Genomic DNA, 18,443 nt, shown 5'->3' on the forward strand with positions numbered 1-18,443 from the left:
GCGCTGGCACTCTCCCTCGGAGACTGCCAAGACAACCGGACCGGTCAGTTGAGGTCTGCAGCGTCGGCGGGAAGGGTCCGCCGGATCGGCCAGATCGTCCGTCGCGGGCAACGAACCGGGCCATCACGCACTTTCCATGCGAAGGATCGCAGGAGTTATGCCGAAGCTGATCGCATTCAACGAAGAGGCCCGACGCGGGCTCGAGCGTGGCATGAACACGCTCGCCGACGCCGTCAAGGTGACCCTCGGGCCCAAGGGGCGCAACGTCGTCCTCGAGAAGAAGTGGGGCGCCCCCACGATCACCAACGACGGTGTCAGCATCGCCAAGGAGATCGAGCTCGAGGACCCCTACGAGAAGATCGGTGCCGAGCTCGTCAAGGAGGTCGCCAAGAAGACCGACGACGTCGCGGGCGACGGCACCACCACCGCCACGGTCCTGGCCCAGGCCATGGTCCGCGAGGGCCTGCGCAACGTGGCCGCGGGTGCGAACCCGATGGGCCTCAAGCGCGGCATCGAGGCCGCGGTCTCGGCCGTCTCCGAGCAGCTGCTCGCGATGGCCACCGAGATCGAGACCAAGGAGCAGATCGCTGCCACCGCGTCGATCTCCGCCGCCGACACCACCGTCGGCGAGATCATCGCCGAGGCGATGGACAAGGTCGGCAAGGAAGGCGTCATCACCGTCGAGGAGTCGAACACCTTCGGGCTCGACCTCGAGCTCACCGAGGGCATGCGCTTCGACAAGGGCTACATCTCGGCGTACTTCGCCACCGACATGGAGCGCATGGAGGCCGTCCTCGAGGACCCCTACGTGCTGATCGCCAACCAGAAGGTCTCCAGCGTCAAGGACCTGCTGCCGATCCTCGAGAAGGTCATGCAGTCGGGCAAGCCCCTGCTGATCATCGCCGAGGACACCGACGGCGAGGCCCTGTCGACCCTGGTCGTCAACAAGATCCGCGGCACCTTCAAGTCCGTGGCCGTGAAGGCCCCGGGCTTCGGCGACCGCCGCAAGGCCATGCTGCAGGACATCGCGATCCTGACCGGCGGCCAGGTCATCTCCGAGGAGGTCGGCCTGAAGCTCGAGTCGACCGGCATCGAGCTGCTCGGCCAGGCCCGCAAGGTCGTCATCACCAAGGACGAGACCACGATCGTCGAGGGCGCCGGCGACGCCGCCCAGATCGAGGGTCGGGTCAACCAGATCCGCGCCGAGATCGAGAAGTCCGACTCCGACTACGACCGCGAGAAGCTGCAGGAGCGCCTGGCCAAGCTGGCCGGCGGCGTCGCGGTCATCAAGGTCGGCGCGGCCACCGAGGTCGAGCTCAAGGAGCGCAAGCACCGCATCGAGGACGCCGTGCGCAACGCCAAGGCGGCCGTCGAAGAGGGCATCGTCGCCGGCGGCGGCGTGGCCCTCGTGCAGGCGTCGGCCACCGCGTTCGACAAGCTCGAGCTCGAGGGCGACGAGGCCACCGGTGCCAACATCGTCCGCGTGGCGACCGAGGCCCCGCTGAAGCAGATCGCGATCAACGCCGGCCTCGAGGGCGGCGTCGTGGCGGAGAAGGTGCGCAACCTGACCCCGGGTCACGGCCTCAACGCCGCGACCGGCGAGTACGTCGACATGCTGGCCTCCGGCATCATCGACCCCGCCAAGGTCACCCGCAGCGCCCTGCAGAACGCCGCCTCCATCGCGGCGCTGTTCCTCACCACCGAGGCCGTCGTGGCCGACAAGCCGGAGAAGGCCGCGCCCATGGGCGGCGACCCCTCGGGCGGCATGGGCGGCATGGACTTCTGAGTCCCGCCCCTCGGTAGTCGCAGCACCCGCACGACCCGCACCACCAGCAGGGCCCCCGCTCCGGCGGGGGCCCTGCTGTCGTTCTGGGGTGGCGGTTTCCCCGGCCGGCCGGGGAAACCGCCTCTTGGTGGCTGAAGTTTCAGCCACTATGAGGCAGTTTCCGCCGCCCATTACGCCGGCGCCCCGCCGCCCAACACGCCGGCGCCCCGCCGCCCAACACGCCGGCGGCCCGCCCGGCAACCCGCCCGGCAACCCGCCCGGCAACCCGCCCGGCAACCCGCCCGGCAACCCGCCCGGCAACCCGCCCGGCAACCTGCCTGACAACTCGCCCGGCGGCCCGCAGGCGGGCCACGCAGCTCCCGGCGCACGTCGTGCGGGCACGGTCCTCGCCCACGGGGGTGGACGGGGCCGGGGAGGCCTAGGGGGTGTGTGAGGGTGGTGGGGTGGATCCCGTCGACCCCCTGCCCGACGACGACCGCGACCGCGCGCGCTTCGAGCGGCTGGCACCCGCGCTGGTCGAGCCGCTGCGCCGGTTCCTCGTGCGTCGCACGGACGCCGACACCGCCGAGGACGTCCTCGCCGACACGCTGCTGGTGTGCTGGCGCCGCGTCGACCAGCTGCCCGACGAGCCGCTGCCGTGGGCGTACGGCGTCGCGCGCAACTGCCTGGCCAACGCCGAGCGCGGCGAGCGCCGGCGGCGGCGGCTGGTGGCGCGGGTGGCGGTCGTCGACCCGCCCCGCGACGTCACCGACGGGCCCGACGCCGGCGACCACGACGACGCGCTGGCCGCCGCCCTCGACGCGCTGCGCGACGACGACGCCGAGCTGCTGCGGCTGTGGGCCTGGGAGGGGCTGAGCGCCGCCGAGGTCGCGGTGGTGCTCGACATCACCCCCAACGCGGCGAGCATCCGCCTCCACCGCGCCCGCGGGCGGCTCGGCGAGGAGCTGGTCGCGCGAAAGCACGAGCGCGCTGCCGGACATGAGGGCACGACAGGGAGGAGCACCCGATGAGCCAGCACGACCGACCCGACACGCACGGCGAGCCCGGCCAGGACGACGACGCCGCGCTGCGTGCCCGGCTGCGCGGCCTCGACCCCGCCGCCTCCCTCGGCCCGGCCGACCCCCAGCGGGTGGCCCGACTCGTGGAGGACGTCATGAGCAAGCCCCTGCCCACCGAGGGCACCGGCGCCACGCCGCTGGCCCCGGCCACCCGCGCCGCCGGCACCCGTGGACGCAACCCCCTGACCTGGCTGCTGGCGGCCGCGGCGGTCGCGATCATCGCCGCGCTCGGCGTGGTGGCGATCGTCGGCGCCGACGACCCCGACGACGTGCCGGTGGTGACCGCCGGCGACGGCGCGCTCGACCCCCGGCCCGAGGGCGGGTCCGAGGGCGGGCCCACCGACGGCGCCGGCACCGGCGAGGGCACCGGCCCCACCGTCACCGAGCTGCAGGTGGGGGAGGCCGCTGCCGGTCGCTGCATGGTGCCGACCGCCGAGGTCCTCAGCGGCGCACCGCTGGCCTTCGCCGGCACCGTCACCGAGCTGCGCGGCGGCACCGCGGTGCTCGAGACCACCGAGTTCTTCGCCGGCCGCGCCACCGACGTGGTCGAGGTGAGCGCGCCGAGCGAGGAGCTGCAGGCCCTGATCTTCGCGGTCGACTTCGAGGCGGGCGAGGACTACCTGGTGGCCGCCGACGGCGGCCAGGTGATGCTGTGCGGCTACAGCGACGTCGCCTCCGCCTCGCAGCAGGAGCTCTACGCAGACGCCTTCGACCGGTGACGGGAGCGCCGCGGTGAGCGTCGCGGGCCTGCTGCTCGCGGCCGGCGCCGGGCGTCGGATGGGCCGGCCGAAGGCGCTGGTGCGCGACGACGACGGGCCCTGGCTGGTGCGCGGGGTGCAGGTGCTGCGCGACGGCGGCTGCGACCCCGTGACGGTGGTGCTCGGCGCCGCCGTCGACGACGCGGTGGTCCTGCTCGCCCCCACCGGAGCCCGTCACGTCGTGGCCGACGACTGGCACCGCGGGATGTCGGCGTCGCTGGCGGCCGGGCTCACCGCCCTCGACGCCGGCGACGCCACCCTCGCCGTGGTCAGCCTGGTGGACCTGCCCGACGTCGGCGCCGACGTCGTCGCGCGGGTGCTGGCCGCCGCGGGCAGCGCGCCCGGCGTGCTGGCGCGCGCGTCGTACGACGGCGAGCCCGGCCACCCGGTGCTGCTCGGACGCGACCACTGGGCCGGGGTGCGCGCCGCCGCCACCGGTGACCGCGGTGCCCGCGACTACCTCGCCGCCCGCCCCGTCGTGCTGGTCGAGTGCGCCGACCTGGCCACCGGTGCCGACGTGGACACCCCGCCCGCCCTGCGGCCGTGACGCCCGTGCGGCTGCAGCCGCTCACCCGGGCTCGTGCCGCGACGCTGGGACCCGCGGGCGCGCAGTGGGTGGAGCGGCTGCCCCGCCTGCTCGACGAGGTGGTCGAGCGGTGGCGCCTCGAGCCGGGCCGCCCGCTGCCCGGTGGCAGCGCGTCGTACGTCGTGGCCGCCCGCACCGCCGCGGGCGAGGACCGGGTCGTCAAGCTGCGCCTGCCCGACCCGGACCTGCCCGACGAGGCCGGCGCTCTCGCCGCGGCCGCCGGGCGTGGCCACGTGCTGCTGCACGCCCACGACGCCGACCGCGACGCGCTGCTGCTCGAGCGGCTCGGACCGTCGTTGGAGCAGACCCCCGGCGAGCCGGAGGTCGCGCTCGCCGCGCTGGCCGACACGCTGCGCGAGGCCTGGACCGTGCCCGTCGACCACCTGGCGCCGGCCGCACCCGGTGCGCTGGCCCGTGACCTCGCGGCGCAGGCGGTGGCGCGCGACGCCTGCCTCGGCGGCCCGGCCGACCCCGCCGTGCTCGCCGAGGCGCTGGCCTGCGCCGAGCGGCTCGCCGCCGCCGACGACCCCGTTCGCCACGTCGCTGCGCACGGCGACCCCCACCCCGCGAACCTGCTGCGCGTGCGGACGCCGCGGGCGGGCGCGGCGTCGGGGTGGGTGCTCGTCGACCCCAGCGCCCGGCGCGCCGACCCGGCGTACGACCTCGGCGTGGCGCTGCGCGACTGGACGGGGCGGCTGCGCGGTCCCGACCCGCGTCGCGTGCTGGGGCGCTACGCCGACCTGCTGGCCGACCGCACCGGCCTCGACCGCGCCGCGGTGTGGGACTGGGGCTACCTCGAGCGGGTCTCGACGGGGCTGTTCGTCACGGCGTTCGGTGCCGACGTCGTGGGGCGGCGCTTCCTCGACTCGGCCCGGGCGCTCCTAGGCTGAGCGGGTGCACCTCGACCTCGTGACCTTCCTCGTGCCCGACCAGGACGCCGCCGTCCGGTTCTTCGTCGACGCCCTCGGCTTCGACATCGACCAGGACACCACCACGACCCGCCCCGACGGCAGCACCCGGCGCTGGCTGGTCGTGCGCCCGCAGCGCGGGGGCGCCGGGCTGGTGCTGACCGAGCCCACGGACGACGAGCAGCGCGCCGCGCTCGGGCGCCAGGCCGGTGGCCGCGTCGGGTTCTTCCTGCACGTCGACGACTTCGAGGCCCAGCACGCCCGCATGGTCGCCGCGGGGGTGGAGTTCGTCGAGGAGCCGCGGCACGAGGCCCACGGAACCGTGGCGATCTTCCGCGACGTCGCCGGCGGCACCTGGGACCTGATCGCCCCGCCGCGCGTCGTCCCCTGACCTCGGGCTAGCGGGCGCGGCGGATGCGGATCGGCCCCTTCGCGGTCGACGGGTCGACCACCCGCCCGCCCTGGGTCACCTCGACCTCGCCGGCGGCCACCATGCGCCGCGCGGCGCGCCGGGCCGGCTCCATCAGGTCGCGCCAGCCGTCGTCCTCGGCCGGGCCGACGGCGCGGGCGGCGTCGGAGGGGCAGATGGTGGCGGTGCGGGCCCGCGCGGCCAGCAGGCTGCGGATCGACTCCTCGAGCGCGCGGTCGGTGTCGGTGACGCCGTGGCGCTTGCACGCGGTCGAGCAGTAGCGCACCTGCTCCCAGTCGCGCTCCCACTTCTTGCGCCACTCGATGGTGCGCCCGCAGGAGGCACAGGTCTTCGGCTCGGGCACGCTCACCCCCCGAGTGTGCCCACCGCGACCCAGGCGGGTGCCGGCCGTGTGTCGGCCGCGCGCCAACCGTGCGCCAACACGGGGGCGTCTACGGTGGCGCCATGCCGCTGCCGACGTCCGCCGCCGAGGTCGCGACCCTGCTCGGCGCCACCGGCTACCTGTGCGACGACGACCTGGCCACGGTCACCTACCTCGCCCTGGTCATGGAGCGCCCGCTGCTGCTCGAGGGCGAGCCGGGCACCGGCAAGACCGCGCTGGCCGAGGCGCTGGCGCAGTCGCTCGGCGTGCCGCTGGTGCGCCTGCAGTGCTACGAGGGCATCGACGCCACCCAGGCGCTCTACGACTGGGACTTCCCGCGCCAGATCCTGCACCTGCGCGCCCTGGAGGCCGCCGGCGGCGCCGACGTGGAGGAGGCCGAGAAGAGCCTGTACGACGAGCGCTTCCTGCTGGCCCGCCCGGTGCTCGCCGCGCTGCAGCAGAGCCCCGCGGTGCTGCTGGTCGACGAGGTCGACCGCGCCGACGACGAGTTCGAGGCGTTCCTGCTCGAGGTGCTGTCGACGTACCAGGTGTCGATCCCCGAGCTCGGCACGGTCGCCGCGGCCACCCCGCCGGTGGTCGTGCTGACCTCCAACCGCACCCGTGAGCTGCACGACGCCCTCAAGCGCCGCTGCCTCTACCACTGGATCGGCCACCCCGGCCTGGAGCGGGAGGTGGAGGTCGTGCGCACCCGCGCCCCCGAGGTGTCGGCCGTCCTCGCGCGCCAGGTGGTCACGCTGGTCCAGCAGCTGCGCGACCGCGGCGACCTGCAGAAGCCCCCGGGCGTCGCAGAGACCCTCGACTGGGCCCGGGCGCTGCAGCACCTCGGCGCCACCGAGCTCGACCTCGCCACGGCGGCCGCCACGCTGGGTGCGCTGGTGAAGTACCGCGAGGACGCCGAGCGGGTGCGGCACGCCCTCGACCGGATGCTGACCCCGTGACCGGCCCCGTGACCGGCCCCGTGATCAGCCCCGTGACCGGCCCCGTGCACCAGCCGGACGAGGTGCTGCTCGGCTTCACCCGCGCCCTGCGCGCGGCCGGCGTGGCGGTGACCCCCGACCGCTCGCAGTCGTTCCTGGCCGCCACCGCCGTGGTCGGCCTCGACGACCCCGACGCCACCCGGTGGGCGGGGCGCGCGACGCTGTGCGCCGGTCCCGACGACCTCGCCCGCTTCGACCAGGTGTTCGCGGCGTGGTTCGACGCCCGCGACGGGCTGCCGCGCACCGTGCCGGCGAGCGCGCCGGGCGCGCCCACCACCTCCGGGCTGCCGGAGAGCGAGGCCGACGGCGGCGCCGGCTCCACCGGCGAGGAGGAGGTCGTGCGGGCGATGGCCAGCGAGACCGAGGTGCTGCGCCAGCGCGACGTCGCCGGGCTGAGCAACGCCGAGAAGGCCCGCCTGGCCGCGCTGTTCGCCACGCTGCGGGTGCGCCCGCCGGTGCGCCGCACGTCGCGCCACCAGTCGTGGCACCGCGGCGACGTCGACGCCGCCCGCACCCTGCGCGCCAGCCTGCGCCGCCTCGGCGAGCCCGCCGACATCGCGTGGCGCCGGCGGGCCACCCGCCCGCGCCGGGTGGTGCTGCTGCTCGACGTGTCGGGCTCGATGAGCGGGTACGCCGACGCGCTGCTGCGCCTGGCCCACCGGCTCACCGTCGCCACCACCGAGGCCACCGGCCGCGCCGGCGGGGTGGAGACGTTCACCGTCGGCACCCGGCTGACCCACCTCACCCGTGCCCTGCGCCTGCGCGACCCGGAGCGGGCGCTGGTCGCGGCCGGCGAGGCCGTGCCCGACTGGTCGGGCGGCACCCGCCTGGGGGAGTCGGTGCAGCTGTTCCTCGACCGGTGGGGACGGCGCGGGATGGCCCGCGGCGCCGTGGTGGTGGTGTTCAGCGACGGCTGGGAGCGCGGCGACCCCGCGCTGCTGGCCTCCCAGATGGAGCGGCTGCACCGGGTCGCGCACCGTGTGGTGTGGGTCAACCCCCACCGCGGCAAGGCCGGCTACGCGCCGGTGCAGCAGGGCGTGCTCGCGGTGCTGCCGCACGTCGACGACTTCCTCGCAGGCCACTCGCTGGCGACCTACGCCGAGCTGTGCGAGGTGATCGGCCGTGCGTGAGGTGCTCCCCGAGCTGATGGCGTGGTGGGAGGCCGGCGAGCGCGTCGGTGTGGCCACCGTGGTGGCGACGTTCCGCTCCGCCCCGCGACCCCCCGGCGCCTCGATGCTGGTGGGGCCCGACGACTCCGCGGTGGGCTCGGTCTCTGGCGGGTGCGTGGAGGGGGCGGTCTACGAGCTGGCCCAGGAGGTGGTCGCGTCGGGCGCCCCCGAGCTGCAGCGCTACGGCGTCTCCGACGACGACGCGTTCGCGGTGGGGCTCACCTGCGGCGGCATCCTCGACGTGTGGGTGGAGGAGGTCAGCCGCGAGACGTTTCCCGAGCTCGCGGAGGTGGCCGCCGACGTGGCCGCGGGGCGCCCGGTGGCGGTGGCCACCGTCATCGACCACCCCGACGCCGAGCGGCGCGGTCGGCGCGTGCTGGTGCGTCCCGGGGTCGAGGGCCCGGTGGCCGGCAGCATCGGCTCGCCGCGCGCCGACGCCGCGGTGCACGACGACGTCCTCGGCCTGCTCGCCACCGGCACCAGCGCGGTGCTGACCTACGGCCCCGACGGCGAGCGCCGCGGGGAGGGCATGCGGGTGTTCGTGTGGGCGTTCGCCCCGAAGCCGCGGCTGCTGGTCTTCGGCGCCATCGACTTCGCCGCCGCCGTCGCCCGCGTCGGCGCGTTCCTGGGCTACCACGTCACGGTCTGCGACGCCCGGCCCGTCTTCGCGACCGCCAGCCGGTTCCCGGAGGCCGACGAGGTGGTCGTCGACTGGCCCCACCGCTACCTCACCGCCGAGCAGGAGGCGGGCCGCGTCGACGGGCGCACCGTGCTGACGGTGCTCACCCACGACCCCAAGTTCGACGTGCCGCTGCTCGAGGTGGCGCTGCGCCTCCCCGAGGTCGCCTACGTCGGCGCGATGGGCTCCCGGCGCACCCACGACGACCGGATGGCACGCCTGCGGGAGGTCGGTCTCGACGACGCCGAGCTGGCGCGGCTCTCCAGCCCCATCGGCCTCGACCTCGGAGCGCGCACCCCCGAGGAGACGGCGGTCAGCATCGCCGCCGAGATCATCGCCGGACGCTGGGGCGGCACCGGTGAGCGGCTGGCCCGCACCGACGGCCGCATCCACCACGACGACTGACCCCCGCCGGTCCACCACGACCGAGGCACCCTGGAGGCGCCCACCGGCCGACGACGGGAGTCCTCGTGCGACCCGCTGCCCTGCTGCTCCTGCTCGCCCTGCTGACCGGCTGCTCGCCCGGGTCGGACGGCGGTGCGGCGGCCCCGACCAGCACACCGACCAGCACACCGACCAGCACGCCGACCAGCACGCCGAGCAGCGCGGCCAGCGGCCCGGCGTCCGGCGCGCCGGCCGACCCGCCGCAGACCGCGGCGCTCGACGTACCCGCGGTGCCCGCCGTGCGCGACGAGCTGTCGCTGCCGGCGCTGATGCGCGACGTCGCCGCCGGTGAGGTGGTGGGCGGTGGGCTGCGGGTCGGGCGCACGGTGCTGGAGACCGACGCGTACACGCGCAGCGAGGTCACGTACCGCAGCGGCGACCTGCGCATCTCGGGCATCCTGCTGCGCCCGCGCGGGCGCGGCCCGTTCCCCGGGGTGGTGCTCAACCACGGCTACATCGAGCCGTCGGCGTACGTGACCGGGCAGGGCCTGGCCCGCGAGCAGGACTGGCTGGCCCGGCAGGGCTTCGCGGTGCTCCACACCGACTACCGCGGCCACGCGGGGTCGTCGCCGACGACGCCGCTCGACCTCGAGAGCCGGGTCGGGTACGCCCGCGACGCGATCGCCGCCGTGCAGGCCCTGGAGCGGCTGCCGTGGGTCGACGACGAGCGGATGGGAATGCTCGGGCGCTCGATGGGCGGCGGCACGACCCTCAACGCGCTGGTGGCCGCGCCGGGCCTCGTCGACGCCGCGGTCGTCTACGCCGGGGTCAGCTCGCGGTTCGTCGACAACCTGCGCCAGTTCACGCTGCCGGGGCGACCCGACGCAGCGCAGGCGCTGTTCGCGCGGCTCGGCACGCCGCGGGGGAGCCCCGGCTCCTACCGGCGGCTCTCCGCACGCACCTACCTCGACCGCGTGAGCGAGCCGGTGCTGCTGCTGCACGGCGCCGTCGACACCACGTGCCCGCTGCCGTGGGCGCGGGCCACCCACGCCGCGCTGCGCCGGGCCGACGTCGACGCGCGGCTGGTCGTCTACCCCGGGGAGGGCCACACGTTCTACGGCGCGTGGCAGCGTTCGATCGCGACGGCGACGACGTTCCTGCGCCGCGAGCTGGCCCGCTGAGGGCTCGCGGTCACCCTGTGATCGGCATCACCCCCGGTGCTACGTTGAGGGCGAGCCGGTAGCCACGACGGGGGTGCCATGACGGTCGACGACCTGCAGTCACGTCGCCACGACGCGGTGCGTGCGTGGAGCTCGTTCGTGGAGCGCGGCGACGAGGCCGCGACCCGCGTACGACCCGAGATCCTCTCCAGCTGGACGCGCTCCGAGGCCACCGTGCCGACCGACCTGAGCGCCGCGCCGCTGGCCGACGAGGGCGAGACCGCGGCGCTGTGGCGCGACTCGCTGCTGGCCGTGGCGGTGGAGCGGGTGGAGTCGGAGCTGCGGCGCACCGCCGAGGACGGCGACCTGGTGGTGGCCGTCACCGACCCGGAGACCCGCATCCTGTGGACGTACGGCGGCCGGGTGATGCGCCGCAAGGCCGAGACGGTGAACTTCGTGGCCGGGGGGCGCTGGGACGACCGCTCCGCCGGCACCAACGCCCTCGACCTCGCCAACCGCCTCGACGCCCCGAGCATGGTCTTCAGCGCCGAGCACTACGCCTCCGTGGTGCACAACTGGGTCTGCTGGGCGGCGCCGCTGCACGACCCGGTCACCGGCCGCCAGCTCGGCGTGCTCGACCTGTCGACCACCTGGGACCGCACCCACCCCATCGGCATGGCCACGGCGCGGGTGATGGCGCGGCTCATCGAGGGCGCGATGCCGCGCTCGCGCCGTACCGACGCCGGCGACGCCGCGCTCGAGGAGACCGGTGACCCCGGCCTGGTGATGACGCTGCTCGGCACGGCGGAGTCGCGGCTCGACGGTCACCGGCTGCTGCTCAACCGGCGTCAGACGGAGGTGCTGGCGCTGCTGGCGCTGCACCCCGGCGGGCTGTCGCTGGAGCAGCTGCACGCGATGGTCTACGGGGACCAGGCCGTCACGTTCTCCACGCTCAAGGCGGAGGTGTCGCACCTGCGCGCCGCGCTCGGCGGACAGCTGTCGTCGCGGCCCTACCGACTGCTGATGCCGGTCGCGACCGACGTCGAGCAGGTGCTGGCGCTGCTGCGCCGGGGCCACGTGCGCGCGGCCGTCGACGCCTACGGCGGCGACCTGCTGCCCGGCACCGGCTCCCCGGCCCTCTCCGAGCTCGGCGACTACGTCGCGGTGTCGCTGCGCGAGGCCCTCCTCGCCGACCCCCAGCCCGACGCCGTGCTCCGCTACGGCGAGCTCGCGCCGTACGACACCGAGGTCGTCGAGGCGTGCCTGCGGGTCCTGGCCCAGCACGACGGCCCCCACCCCGCCGTCCCCCTGCTCAAGGGCCGCCTGGCCGCCGCCGACTCCTGACCCTCGCCTCGCTGGTCGAGGTGGATCGAGACCACCCGACCGACCGCTAGTTCCCCGCCTTGGGGCAGATTCCAACGCTGGCTGCGGGGGTTTCGACACGGGCGCTAGCGCGCCCTGCTCAACCAACGATGAGGGGCCGGGCGCTGCGCGCCGTACTCGCCAACGAACCCCGGCCCGCTTCGTGGTTGAGTGCCGAGGAGCGCCAGCGACGAGGTGTATCGAGACCACGCAACCGTCCGCTGGGGCTTGCCCAGGGCAGGTCCCAGCGCGGGCGGCGGGGGTTTCGACACGGGCGCTAGCGCGCCCTGCTCAACCAACGAACGGGCAACTCCCCGACGAGCAGCGGCCGGTCAGGTGAGGTGGGTGGTGCCCGAAGGGTCGACGGCGTAGCGGTGCCCGTGGGGACTGGTCCACTCGTACGCCGCGGCCGCGATGCGGGTGTAGGTCCAGCCGTCGTGGGTCTTGGCCCGGTGGTGGCGTCTGCACAGGCAGGCGAGGTTGTCGGTCGTTGTTTGGCCTGGTGGGCCGCCGTCGGCGAGTGCCCGGTACGGGGTGATGTGGTCGACGTCCGCGGACCGGGCCGGGCGGGTGCAGTGCGGGAAGCGGCAGGTGCCGTCGCGCTGCACGACCTGCTCGCGCAACCGGTCGGGGACCTCGTAGGCGTCGTTGGCGATCTGGTCCGCCAGGTCCAGCACCGGGCGGACGGTCACCGCAGTACCGCTGCTGGCGCACCAGGTCCTCACCTGCTCGGCGGTCACAAAGCCGCGGGTCTTCTCCACCCGCACCAGGTGCAGGTCGGAGTCGTCGGCGAGGGCGGCGTCGCTGAGGTGGACGTGCAGCACCACCTGGCCGCCGGACGTCGTCTGCGCGGCGTGGACTCGGGCTCGGTGTCGTCGCGGGTCAGGTCGAGTGCGGTCTGGGCACGGGCGATCTCCCCGACCGCCATCGCGCGGCGGGCGTCCAGCGACTCGGTGCAGCCCAGGTCGGCCAGCTGCGCCGCGCAATGCGCGACGGCGGCATCCAGGTCGAGCGCGTCGGCCAGGTCGAGGTCACCCTGCACGTGCATGGTGCCGAACACTGAGACCTGCGAGGTGTCCACGTCGAAGCACCGGTCGTCCGCGGCCTTCGCCGCTCGTGCTCGCGCCTGCTCAGGGTCGTGACGGACGATCGCCTCCTCGACCAACCGATCCAGCGCACGGAACCCGATCTTCGACGCCACCGGCGCCACGTGGCGGTCCACGAACGCCGCAGCATCGGGAGACAAGGCGAGGGTCTGCTCGGCCACGCGACGCGCCCGCCACACCTGCACGTCGCCCGCGGTCACCCGGGACCAGAGACGCGGCAGGCGGTGGGCGATCTCGAGGGCATGGCCGACGTACCGCATCCCGGCGTCACTGCTCATGCCCAGCGTGGCCGCCAGCTCGATGACGGCGAACTCCGAGACCAACGGCGCGCCGTCGCCCGCCACCGCCAGCTGCTGGTCGGTCCCGGGGACCGCCGCGGCGAGGTCACGGTCGTCGGGCTCCAGCTCGTTCGCCGCGGCCCACTTCACCGCCGTGGTCAGCAGACCCACCTCGGCAGCGTCCGCAGCCTGTCGGTACGACCTCGCGCGCTCCAGCAGCGAGCCTGCTGCGGGCCCCTGGCGGCGGGGGTGGAGGGCGGTCGAGGTCATGACCTCATTCTACTCGAACACACGTTCGATTGCAGCAGTTCTCCACCGGCTCGATGGCCGAGTTGCGGGGTCTCGATACACCTCGTCGCTGGCGCTCCTCGGCACTCGACCAACGAGGGGCCGGCGCTCCTCGGCAGTCGACCCGACGGACGAGGAGCACGGTCGCACCCACCGCCGGGTCTCGACACGGGCGCTGCGCGCCCTGCTCGACCAACGGGAAGGCCGGGCGGTGTGCGCCCTGCTCGGCCAACGGGAGGGCCGGGCGCTGTGTGCCCCGCTCGACCAACGGGAGGGCCCGGCGGTTGACCGACGAGGCGTCGGGGGTCTCGGCGCGCCTCGTCCAACGACGGCCCGGGGCGGGGGAGGGGCGGCACCAACCCGGCACCAACCCGGCACCAACCCCGGGGTCCTAGCGTGACCTGGACCACACCACCCCAGGGAGAGTCCATGACCCGGATCAACCTCACCGTCGACGGCGACCGGGTCGTCGACGACGTCGAGCCGCGGATGCTGCTCGTGCAGTACCTGCGCGAGCGTCTCGGCAAGACCGGCACCGTCATCGGCTGCGACACCAGCAACTGCGGCGCCTGCACGATCCACCTCGACGGCACCAGCGTGAAGTCCTGCAACGTGCTCGCGGTGCAGGCCGACGGCTCGGAGGTCACCACCATCGAGGGCCTGGCGAAGGACGGCGAGCTGCACCCGGTGCAGGAGGCGTTCCGCGAGTGCCACGGCCTCCAGTGCGGCTTCTGCACGCCCGGGATGATCATGCAGAGCGTCGACCTCCTGGCGGGCAACCCCGACCCCACCGAGGAGCAGATCCGCGTGGGTCTCGAGGGCAACCTGTGCCGCTGCACGGGCTACCACAACATCGTGAAGTCGGTGCAGCACGCCGCTGCTGCCCAGAACGCCCAGGACGCAGCCGCCGCCGGCACCACCGTGGCCCAGCCCGCGGGAGGTGCCCAGTGACGCTCACCGAGGACGAGCTGACCCAGGCCGCGCCCGACCCGGCCAAGGAGATCGGCCGCGACCGGCGCCGCAAGGAGGACCAGCGGCTGATCACGGGCCGCACCCGCTGGACCGACAACATCGTGCTGCCCGGCATGGTGCACGTCGCCATGGTGCGCAGCCCCTTCGCCCACGCCACCATCACCCGCATCGACACCAGCGAGGCCAAGCAGGCCCCGAACGTCGTCAGCGTGATCACCGGCGCCGAGGTGGCCGAGGAGCAGGGCGGCCTGCCGAACGCCTGGCCGATCACCCCCGACCAGGTGACGCCCGTGCACCCCCCGATCGCGGTCGACCGGGTGGTCTTCGCCGGCGAGGTCGTGGCCGTCGTGGTGGCCCGCAGTGCCGCGGAGGCCCGCGACGCCGCCGAGCTGGTCGATGTCGACTACGACGAGCTGCCCGCAGCGCTCGAGCTGAAGGCGGCCGCGGAGGCGACCCCCGAGAACGGCGGCGCGCTGGCCCACCCCGAGCTCGGCACCAACAAGTCGGCGTTCTGGGTCTTCGACTCCGGCGAGGCCGGCACCGGCGGCGACGTGGAGGCCGCGATCGCGGCGGCCCGCACCGACGGCGTGGTCGTGGAGCGCGAGTTCCGCCAGCAGCGGCTGATCCCGGCGTTCATGGAGCCCCGCTCCACCGTCGTCGACCCGACCGGTGAGCAGATCACCATGTGGTCGGCCACGCAGATCCCGCACGTGCTGAAGTTCCTGCTCGCCGCGGTCACCGGCGTCTCGGAGTCGAAGATCCGGGTGATCGCGCCCGACGTCGGCGGCGGCTTCGGCGGCAAGCTGCAGACCACCCCGGAGGAGTTCATCACCTTCCTGCTGGCGCGCCGCCTGGGCAAGCCGGTGAAGTACACCGAGACCCGCTCGGAGTCGCTGATGGCGGCCCACCACGGCCGCGACCAGTGGCAGAAGCTGACGCTGGCCGCCGAGAAGGACGGCAGCGTCACCGGCCTCAAGGTCGAGCTCCTCGCCGACCTCGGCTCCCACGTGTCGCTGATCGGCGGCGGGGTGCCGGTGCTGGGGGCGTTCATGTTCAACGCCATCTACAAGTTCCCGGCCTACCGGTTCGCCTGCCAGACCGTGCTGACCAACAAGACCTGGACCGACGCCTACCGCGGCGCGGGACGGCCCGAGGCCACCTTCGGCATCGAGCGGATGATGGACGAGCTCGCCGCCGAGCTGGGCGTCGACCCGCTGGTGGTGCGGGAGAAGAACTGGATCACCGCGGAGGAGTTCCCGTTCACCACGGTGGCCGGGCTCGAGTACGACTCCGGCAACTACGAGGCCGCCACCGAGCGGGCCAAGGAGATGTTCGGGTACGACGAGCTGCGCGCCGAGCAGCAGCGCCGCCGCGACGCCGGCGACCCCGTGCAGCTCGGCATCGGCGTCTCGACGTTCACCGAGATGTGCGGCCTGGCGCCCTCGCGCGTCCTGGGCTCGCTCGACTACGGCGCCGGCGGCTGGGAGCACGCCAGCGTGCGGATGCTGCCGACGGGCAAGGTCGAGCTGCTCACCGGCGTCTCCGGGCACGGGCAGGGCCACGAGACGGCGTTCAGCCAGATCGTGGCCGACCGGCTCGGCGTCGCCTTCGAGGACGTCGAGGTGCTGCACGGCGACACCCAGGTCGCGCACAAGGGCATGGACACCTACGGCTCCCGCTCCTTGGTGGTGGGGGGCGAGGCGATCGTGAAGGCAGCCGACAAGGTGATCGAGAAGGCCAAGGTCATCGCCGCCCACATGCTGGAGGCCTCCGTCGACGACCTCGACTTCTCCGGCGGCCGCTTCAGCGTGCGCGGCACCGACCAGGGCGTGGCGATGGCCGAGGTGGCGATGGCGACGTTCGCGGCCCACGACCTGCCCGACGGCGTGGAGCCGTCGCTCGACTCCGACGCCACCTTCGACCCGGTCAACTTCAACTACCCCCACGGCACCCACCTGTGCGCGGTGGAGGTCGACACCGAGACCGGTCAGATCACGATGCGCAAGTACTCCGCGTGCGACGACATCGGCACGATCATCAACCCGCTGATCGTCGAGGGCCAGCTGCACGGCGGGCTGGTGCAGGGCATCGCGCAGGCCCTGTGGGAGGAGGCGGTGTACGACGACGCCGGCACGCTGGTGACCGGCTCGTTCGTCGACTACCTGCTGCCCACGGCCGCCGACACGATCAGCTTCGACCTCGACCACACGACCTCCCCGGCGACCACCAACACCCTCGGCACCAAGGGCGTGGGGGAGGCCGGCACGATCGCCTCCACCCCGGCGGTGGTCAACGCCGTCGTCGACGCCCTGCGCCCGCTGGGCGTCACCGACGTACGCATGCCGTGCACGCCGGAGCGGGTCTGGAAGGCGATCGCCGAGGCCGAGGGCAGGGCCTCGCGAGGCGGACAGCACGCCGAGACCGTCGGGGCGGCCGCGCCGCACTTCGACGCCTCTACCGGCATGGAAGGCACCGTCGACCGCACGACCGGAGGAGCGGACGCATGATCCCCGCACAGTTCGACTACCTGGCCCCCACCACCGTGGAGGAGGCCGTCAGCGCGCTGGTGGCACACGGCGACGAGGCGAAGATCCTGGCCGGCGGGCAGAGCCTGCTGCCGGTGCTGCGGATGCGGCTCAACGCCCCGGAGATGGTCATCGACCTCAACCGGATCCCGTCGCTGCAGGGCATCCGGGACGAGGGCGACGCGCTGGTGATCGGCGCGATGACCCGGCACGCCGACGTGGAGCACGACCCGCTGGTGGCCGAGCACGCGCTGCTCGTCCACCGCGCCGTCGAGCACCTCGCCGACCACCAGATCCGCCACCGCGGCACGTTCGGCGGGGCGCTGGCGCACGCCGACCCCGCCGGCGACCTGGGCGCCCCGGCGCTCGCCCTCGGCTCGCAGTTCGTCATCCAGGGTCCGGGCGGGTCGCGCACCGTGCCGGCCGACGAGTTCTTCGTCGACCTGTTCGAGACCGCCGTCGGCGAGGACGAGATCCTCACCGCCGTGCGGGTGCCGAAGCACACCGGGTGGGGCGCGCACTACGAGAAGTTCGTGCGGGTGGCCCACCAGTGGCCGATCGTGGCGGTCGCCGCGACCGTGCGCACCGAGGGCGACACCATCGCCGACGTGCGCATCGGGCTGACCAACATGGGCTCCACGCCGCTGCGTGCCCGGGCGGTGGAGGACGCGCTGCGCGGCCAGCCGCTCACCGAGGAGGTCGTGCGCACGGCGTCCGCGCTCGCCACCGAGGGCACGGCGCCGCCGTCGGACCTCAACGGCGACTCCGCCTACCGCAGCCACCTCGCGGTGGTGCTGACGCGCCGCGCGGTGCTCACGGCTGCGGGGGCGTGACGCCGGTGGACCTCACCCACCGCTTCACCGTGCCGACCGGCGTGGAGGAGACCTGGGCGCACTTCCAGGACATCCAGGGCCTGGCCGAGTGCTTCCCGGGCGCCACCGTCACCTCGGTGGAGGCCACCACCTTCACCGGGTCGTGCAAGGTCAAGCTCGGACCCATCGCCCTGGTCTACACCGGCTCCGGCACCTTCGTGGAGAAGGACGAGACCGCCCACCGCTTCGTCGTCGACGCCAAGGGGAAGGACAAGCGCGGCAACGGCACGGCGGGCGCCAAGGTGACCCTGTCGATGACCCCGGCCGGCAGCGCCACCGACGTGGAGGTGCTGACCGACCTCGCCGTCACCGGCAAGCCGGCGCAGTTCGGCCGCGGGGTCATGCAGGACGTCTCCGACAAGCTGCTCGGGCAGTTCGTCGCCTGCCTCGAGCAGCGGCTCAGCGGACCCGCCACCGACCCCGCCACCGACCCCGCCGCCGGGGAGCCGACGGCCGCCGACCAGGCGGTCGCCGCGGCCCCCGCGCCGCCGGGCGGCGACGCACCGATCGGCGACGCCGCGGCCGCGGCCACGGGGATGGCGCCCCCGCCCGCAGCCCCGGCGCCCCCGGCGCCTGCTGCGGCGTCCCGTCCGGCGCCGCCCCAGGACGACGCGCTCGACCTGGGCGCAGCCGTGGTCCCGGTGCTCGCCCGGGCGTACGCCGGGCCGCTGCTCGGCGCCGTCGCGGTCCTGCTCGTGCTGCGGTGGCTGCTGGGCCGCCGGTGACCCGGGCGCGGTGACCGGCCGGGCGGTGACCCGGCCGG

General features: G+C 74.6%; 18 protein-coding genes. 15 read left to right on the plus strand and 3 right to left on the minus strand.

Annotated features, from left to right (window positions below; genetic code table 11):
- Positions 1 to 157 precede the first annotated feature (157 nt).
- The 6 genes from groL to AC4OR8_RS07340 all read left to right on the plus strand — a co-directional run bounded on the left by groL (position 158) and on the right by AC4OR8_RS07340 (position 5,487).
- Positions 158 to 1,786, plus strand: a complete 1,629-nt coding sequence (gene groL / locus AC4OR8_RS07315) for a chaperonin GroEL (protein ID WP_492164879.1) — start codon at positions 158 to 160, stop codon at positions 1,784 to 1,786.
- 443 nt (positions 1,787 to 2,229) lie between these two features.
- A complete protein-coding gene (locus tag AC4OR8_RS07320) occupies positions 2,230 to 2,796 on the plus strand; it encodes an RNA polymerase sigma factor (protein ID WP_492164880.1) in 567 nt (188 codons plus the stop codon).
- The gene (locus AC4OR8_RS07325; RefSeq protein ID WP_492164881.1) at positions 2,793 to 3,563 is read left to right on the plus strand and encodes a hypothetical protein; all 771 of its coding nucleotides are present in this window, start codon (positions 2,793 to 2,795) and stop codon (positions 3,561 to 3,563) included. The genes AC4OR8_RS07320 and AC4OR8_RS07325 overlap by 4 nt, the downstream gene beginning before the upstream one ends.
- 13 nt (positions 3,564 to 3,576) lie before the next feature.
- The gene (locus tag AC4OR8_RS07330; protein ID WP_492164882.1) at positions 3,577 to 4,149 is read left to right on the plus strand and encodes a nucleotidyltransferase family protein; all 573 of its coding nucleotides are present in this window, start codon (positions 3,577 to 3,579) and stop codon (positions 4,147 to 4,149) included.
- Entirely contained in the window at positions 4,146 to 5,078 is a 933-nt protein-coding gene (locus AC4OR8_RS07335; protein ID WP_492164883.1) for an aminoglycoside phosphotransferase family protein, read from the plus strand. The genes AC4OR8_RS07330 and AC4OR8_RS07335 overlap by 4 nt, the downstream gene beginning before the upstream one ends.
- 4 nt (positions 5,079 to 5,082) lie before the next feature.
- Positions 5,083 to 5,487: a VOC family protein gene (locus AC4OR8_RS07340; RefSeq protein WP_492164884.1), complete on the plus strand. Its 405-nt coding sequence runs from the start codon at positions 5,083 to 5,085 to the stop codon at positions 5,485 to 5,487.
- A gap of 7 nt (positions 5,488 to 5,494) precedes the next feature.
- Here AC4OR8_RS07340 and AC4OR8_RS07345 read toward each other — a convergent pair whose 3' ends face one another.
- Entirely contained in the window at positions 5,495 to 5,875 is a 381-nt protein-coding gene (locus AC4OR8_RS07345) for a DUF3253 domain-containing protein (protein ID WP_492164885.1), read from the minus strand.
- A 95-nt stretch (positions 5,876 to 5,970) separates the two neighbouring features.
- On the opposite strand from AC4OR8_RS07345, the gene AC4OR8_RS07350 reads away from it, so the two are divergent.
- The 5 genes from AC4OR8_RS07350 (at position 5,971) to AC4OR8_RS07370 (ending at position 11,621) form a co-directional block, all read left to right on the plus strand.
- Positions 5,971 to 6,846 carry an AAA family ATPase gene (locus AC4OR8_RS07350; RefSeq protein ID WP_492164886.1) on the plus strand — a complete coding sequence of 292 codons (876 nt, stop codon included), beginning with the start codon at positions 5,971 to 5,973 and terminating at the stop codon, positions 6,844 to 6,846.
- Positions 6,843 to 8,015: a vWA domain-containing protein gene (locus AC4OR8_RS07355; protein ID WP_492164887.1), complete on the plus strand. Its 1,173-nt coding sequence runs from the start codon at positions 6,843 to 6,845 to the stop codon at positions 8,013 to 8,015. The genes AC4OR8_RS07350 and AC4OR8_RS07355 overlap by 4 nt, the downstream gene beginning before the upstream one ends.
- Positions 8,008 to 9,138 (plus strand): XdhC family protein, encoded by a 1,131-nt coding sequence (locus AC4OR8_RS07360; RefSeq protein ID WP_492164888.1) that lies wholly within the window; start codon positions 8,008 to 8,010, stop codon positions 9,136 to 9,138. The genes AC4OR8_RS07355 and AC4OR8_RS07360 overlap by 8 nt, the downstream gene beginning before the upstream one ends.
- 65 nt (positions 9,139 to 9,203) lie before the next feature.
- Complete coding sequence (locus AC4OR8_RS07365; RefSeq protein ID WP_492164889.1) at positions 9,204 to 10,298, plus strand: alpha/beta hydrolase family protein; 1,095 nt, start codon at positions 9,204 to 9,206, stop codon at positions 10,296 to 10,298.
- Between the two features lie 78 nt (positions 10,299 to 10,376).
- Complete coding sequence (locus AC4OR8_RS07370; RefSeq protein ID WP_492164890.1) at positions 10,377 to 11,621, plus strand: transcriptional regulator; 1,245 nt, start codon at positions 10,377 to 10,379, stop codon at positions 11,619 to 11,621.
- Positions 11,622 to 11,971: 350 nt separating this feature from the next.
- Here the strand turns inward: AC4OR8_RS07370 and AC4OR8_RS07375 are convergent, their stop codons facing one another.
- Positions 11,972 to 12,466 (minus strand): HNH endonuclease signature motif containing protein, encoded by a 495-nt coding sequence (locus AC4OR8_RS07375; RefSeq protein ID WP_492164891.1) that lies wholly within the window; start codon positions 12,464 to 12,466, stop codon positions 11,972 to 11,974.
- Positions 12,376 to 13,293 (minus strand): hypothetical protein, encoded by a 918-nt coding sequence (locus AC4OR8_RS07380; protein ID WP_492164892.1) that lies wholly within the window; start codon positions 13,291 to 13,293, stop codon positions 12,376 to 12,378. The genes AC4OR8_RS07375 and AC4OR8_RS07380 overlap by 91 nt, the downstream gene beginning before the upstream one ends.
- Before the next feature lie 447 nt (positions 13,294 to 13,740).
- On the opposite strand from AC4OR8_RS07380, the gene AC4OR8_RS07385 reads away from it, so the two are divergent.
- Genes AC4OR8_RS07385 through AC4OR8_RS07400 form a run of 4 tightly spaced genes read left to right on the plus strand, consistent with a single transcriptional unit; the run spans position 13,741 to position 18,405 of the window.
- Entirely contained in the window at positions 13,741 to 14,262 is a 522-nt protein-coding gene (locus AC4OR8_RS07385; RefSeq protein ID WP_492164893.1) for a (2Fe-2S)-binding protein, read from the plus strand.
- A complete protein-coding gene (locus AC4OR8_RS07390) occupies positions 14,259 to 16,790 on the plus strand; it encodes a xanthine dehydrogenase family protein molybdopterin-binding subunit (protein WP_492164894.1) in 2,532 nt (843 codons plus the stop codon). Before AC4OR8_RS07385 ends, AC4OR8_RS07390 begins: the two co-directional genes overlap by 4 nt.
- On the plus strand, positions 16,787 to 17,641 hold the full coding sequence (locus tag AC4OR8_RS07395; RefSeq protein WP_492164895.1) for an FAD binding domain-containing protein: 855 nt from the start codon (positions 16,787 to 16,789) through the stop codon (positions 17,639 to 17,641). Before AC4OR8_RS07390 ends, AC4OR8_RS07395 begins: the two co-directional genes overlap by 4 nt.
- Positions 17,638 to 18,405: an SRPBCC family protein gene (locus tag AC4OR8_RS07400; protein WP_492164896.1), complete on the plus strand. Its 768-nt coding sequence runs from the start codon at positions 17,638 to 17,640 to the stop codon at positions 18,403 to 18,405. The genes AC4OR8_RS07395 and AC4OR8_RS07400 overlap by 4 nt, the downstream gene beginning before the upstream one ends.
- The last annotated feature ends 38 nt before the right edge of the window (positions 18,406 to 18,443 follow it).

The sequence above is a fragment of the Nocardioides sp. FY1077 genome (assembly GCF_058681775.1).

What these genes read in the sequence shown, in the direction of transcription:
- groL (WP_492164879.1), top strand. Translation starts at nt 158, where the DNA reads ATGCCGAAGCTGATCGCATTCAACGAAGAGGCCCGACGCGGGCTCGAG.
- AC4OR8_RS07325 (WP_492164881.1), top strand. Translation starts at nt 2,793, where the DNA reads ATGAGCCAGCACGACCGACCCGACACGCACGGCGAGCCCGGCCAGGAC.
- AC4OR8_RS07350 (WP_492164886.1), top strand. Translation starts at nt 5,971, where the DNA reads ATGCCGCTGCCGACGTCCGCCGCCGAGGTCGCGACCCTGCTCGGCGCC.
- AC4OR8_RS07370 (WP_492164890.1), top strand. Translation starts at nt 10,377, where the DNA reads ATGACGGTCGACGACCTGCAGTCACGTCGCCACGACGCGGTGCGTGCG.
- AC4OR8_RS07380 (WP_492164892.1), bottom strand. Translation starts at nt 13,293, where the DNA reads ATGACCTCGACCGCCCTCCACCCCCGCCGCCAGGGGCCCGCAGCAGGC.
- AC4OR8_RS07385 (WP_492164893.1), top strand. Translation starts at nt 13,741, where the DNA reads ATGACCCGGATCAACCTCACCGTCGACGGCGACCGGGTCGTCGACGAC.
- AC4OR8_RS07395 (WP_492164895.1), top strand. Translation starts at nt 16,787, where the DNA reads ATGATCCCCGCACAGTTCGACTACCTGGCCCCCACCACCGTGGAGGAG.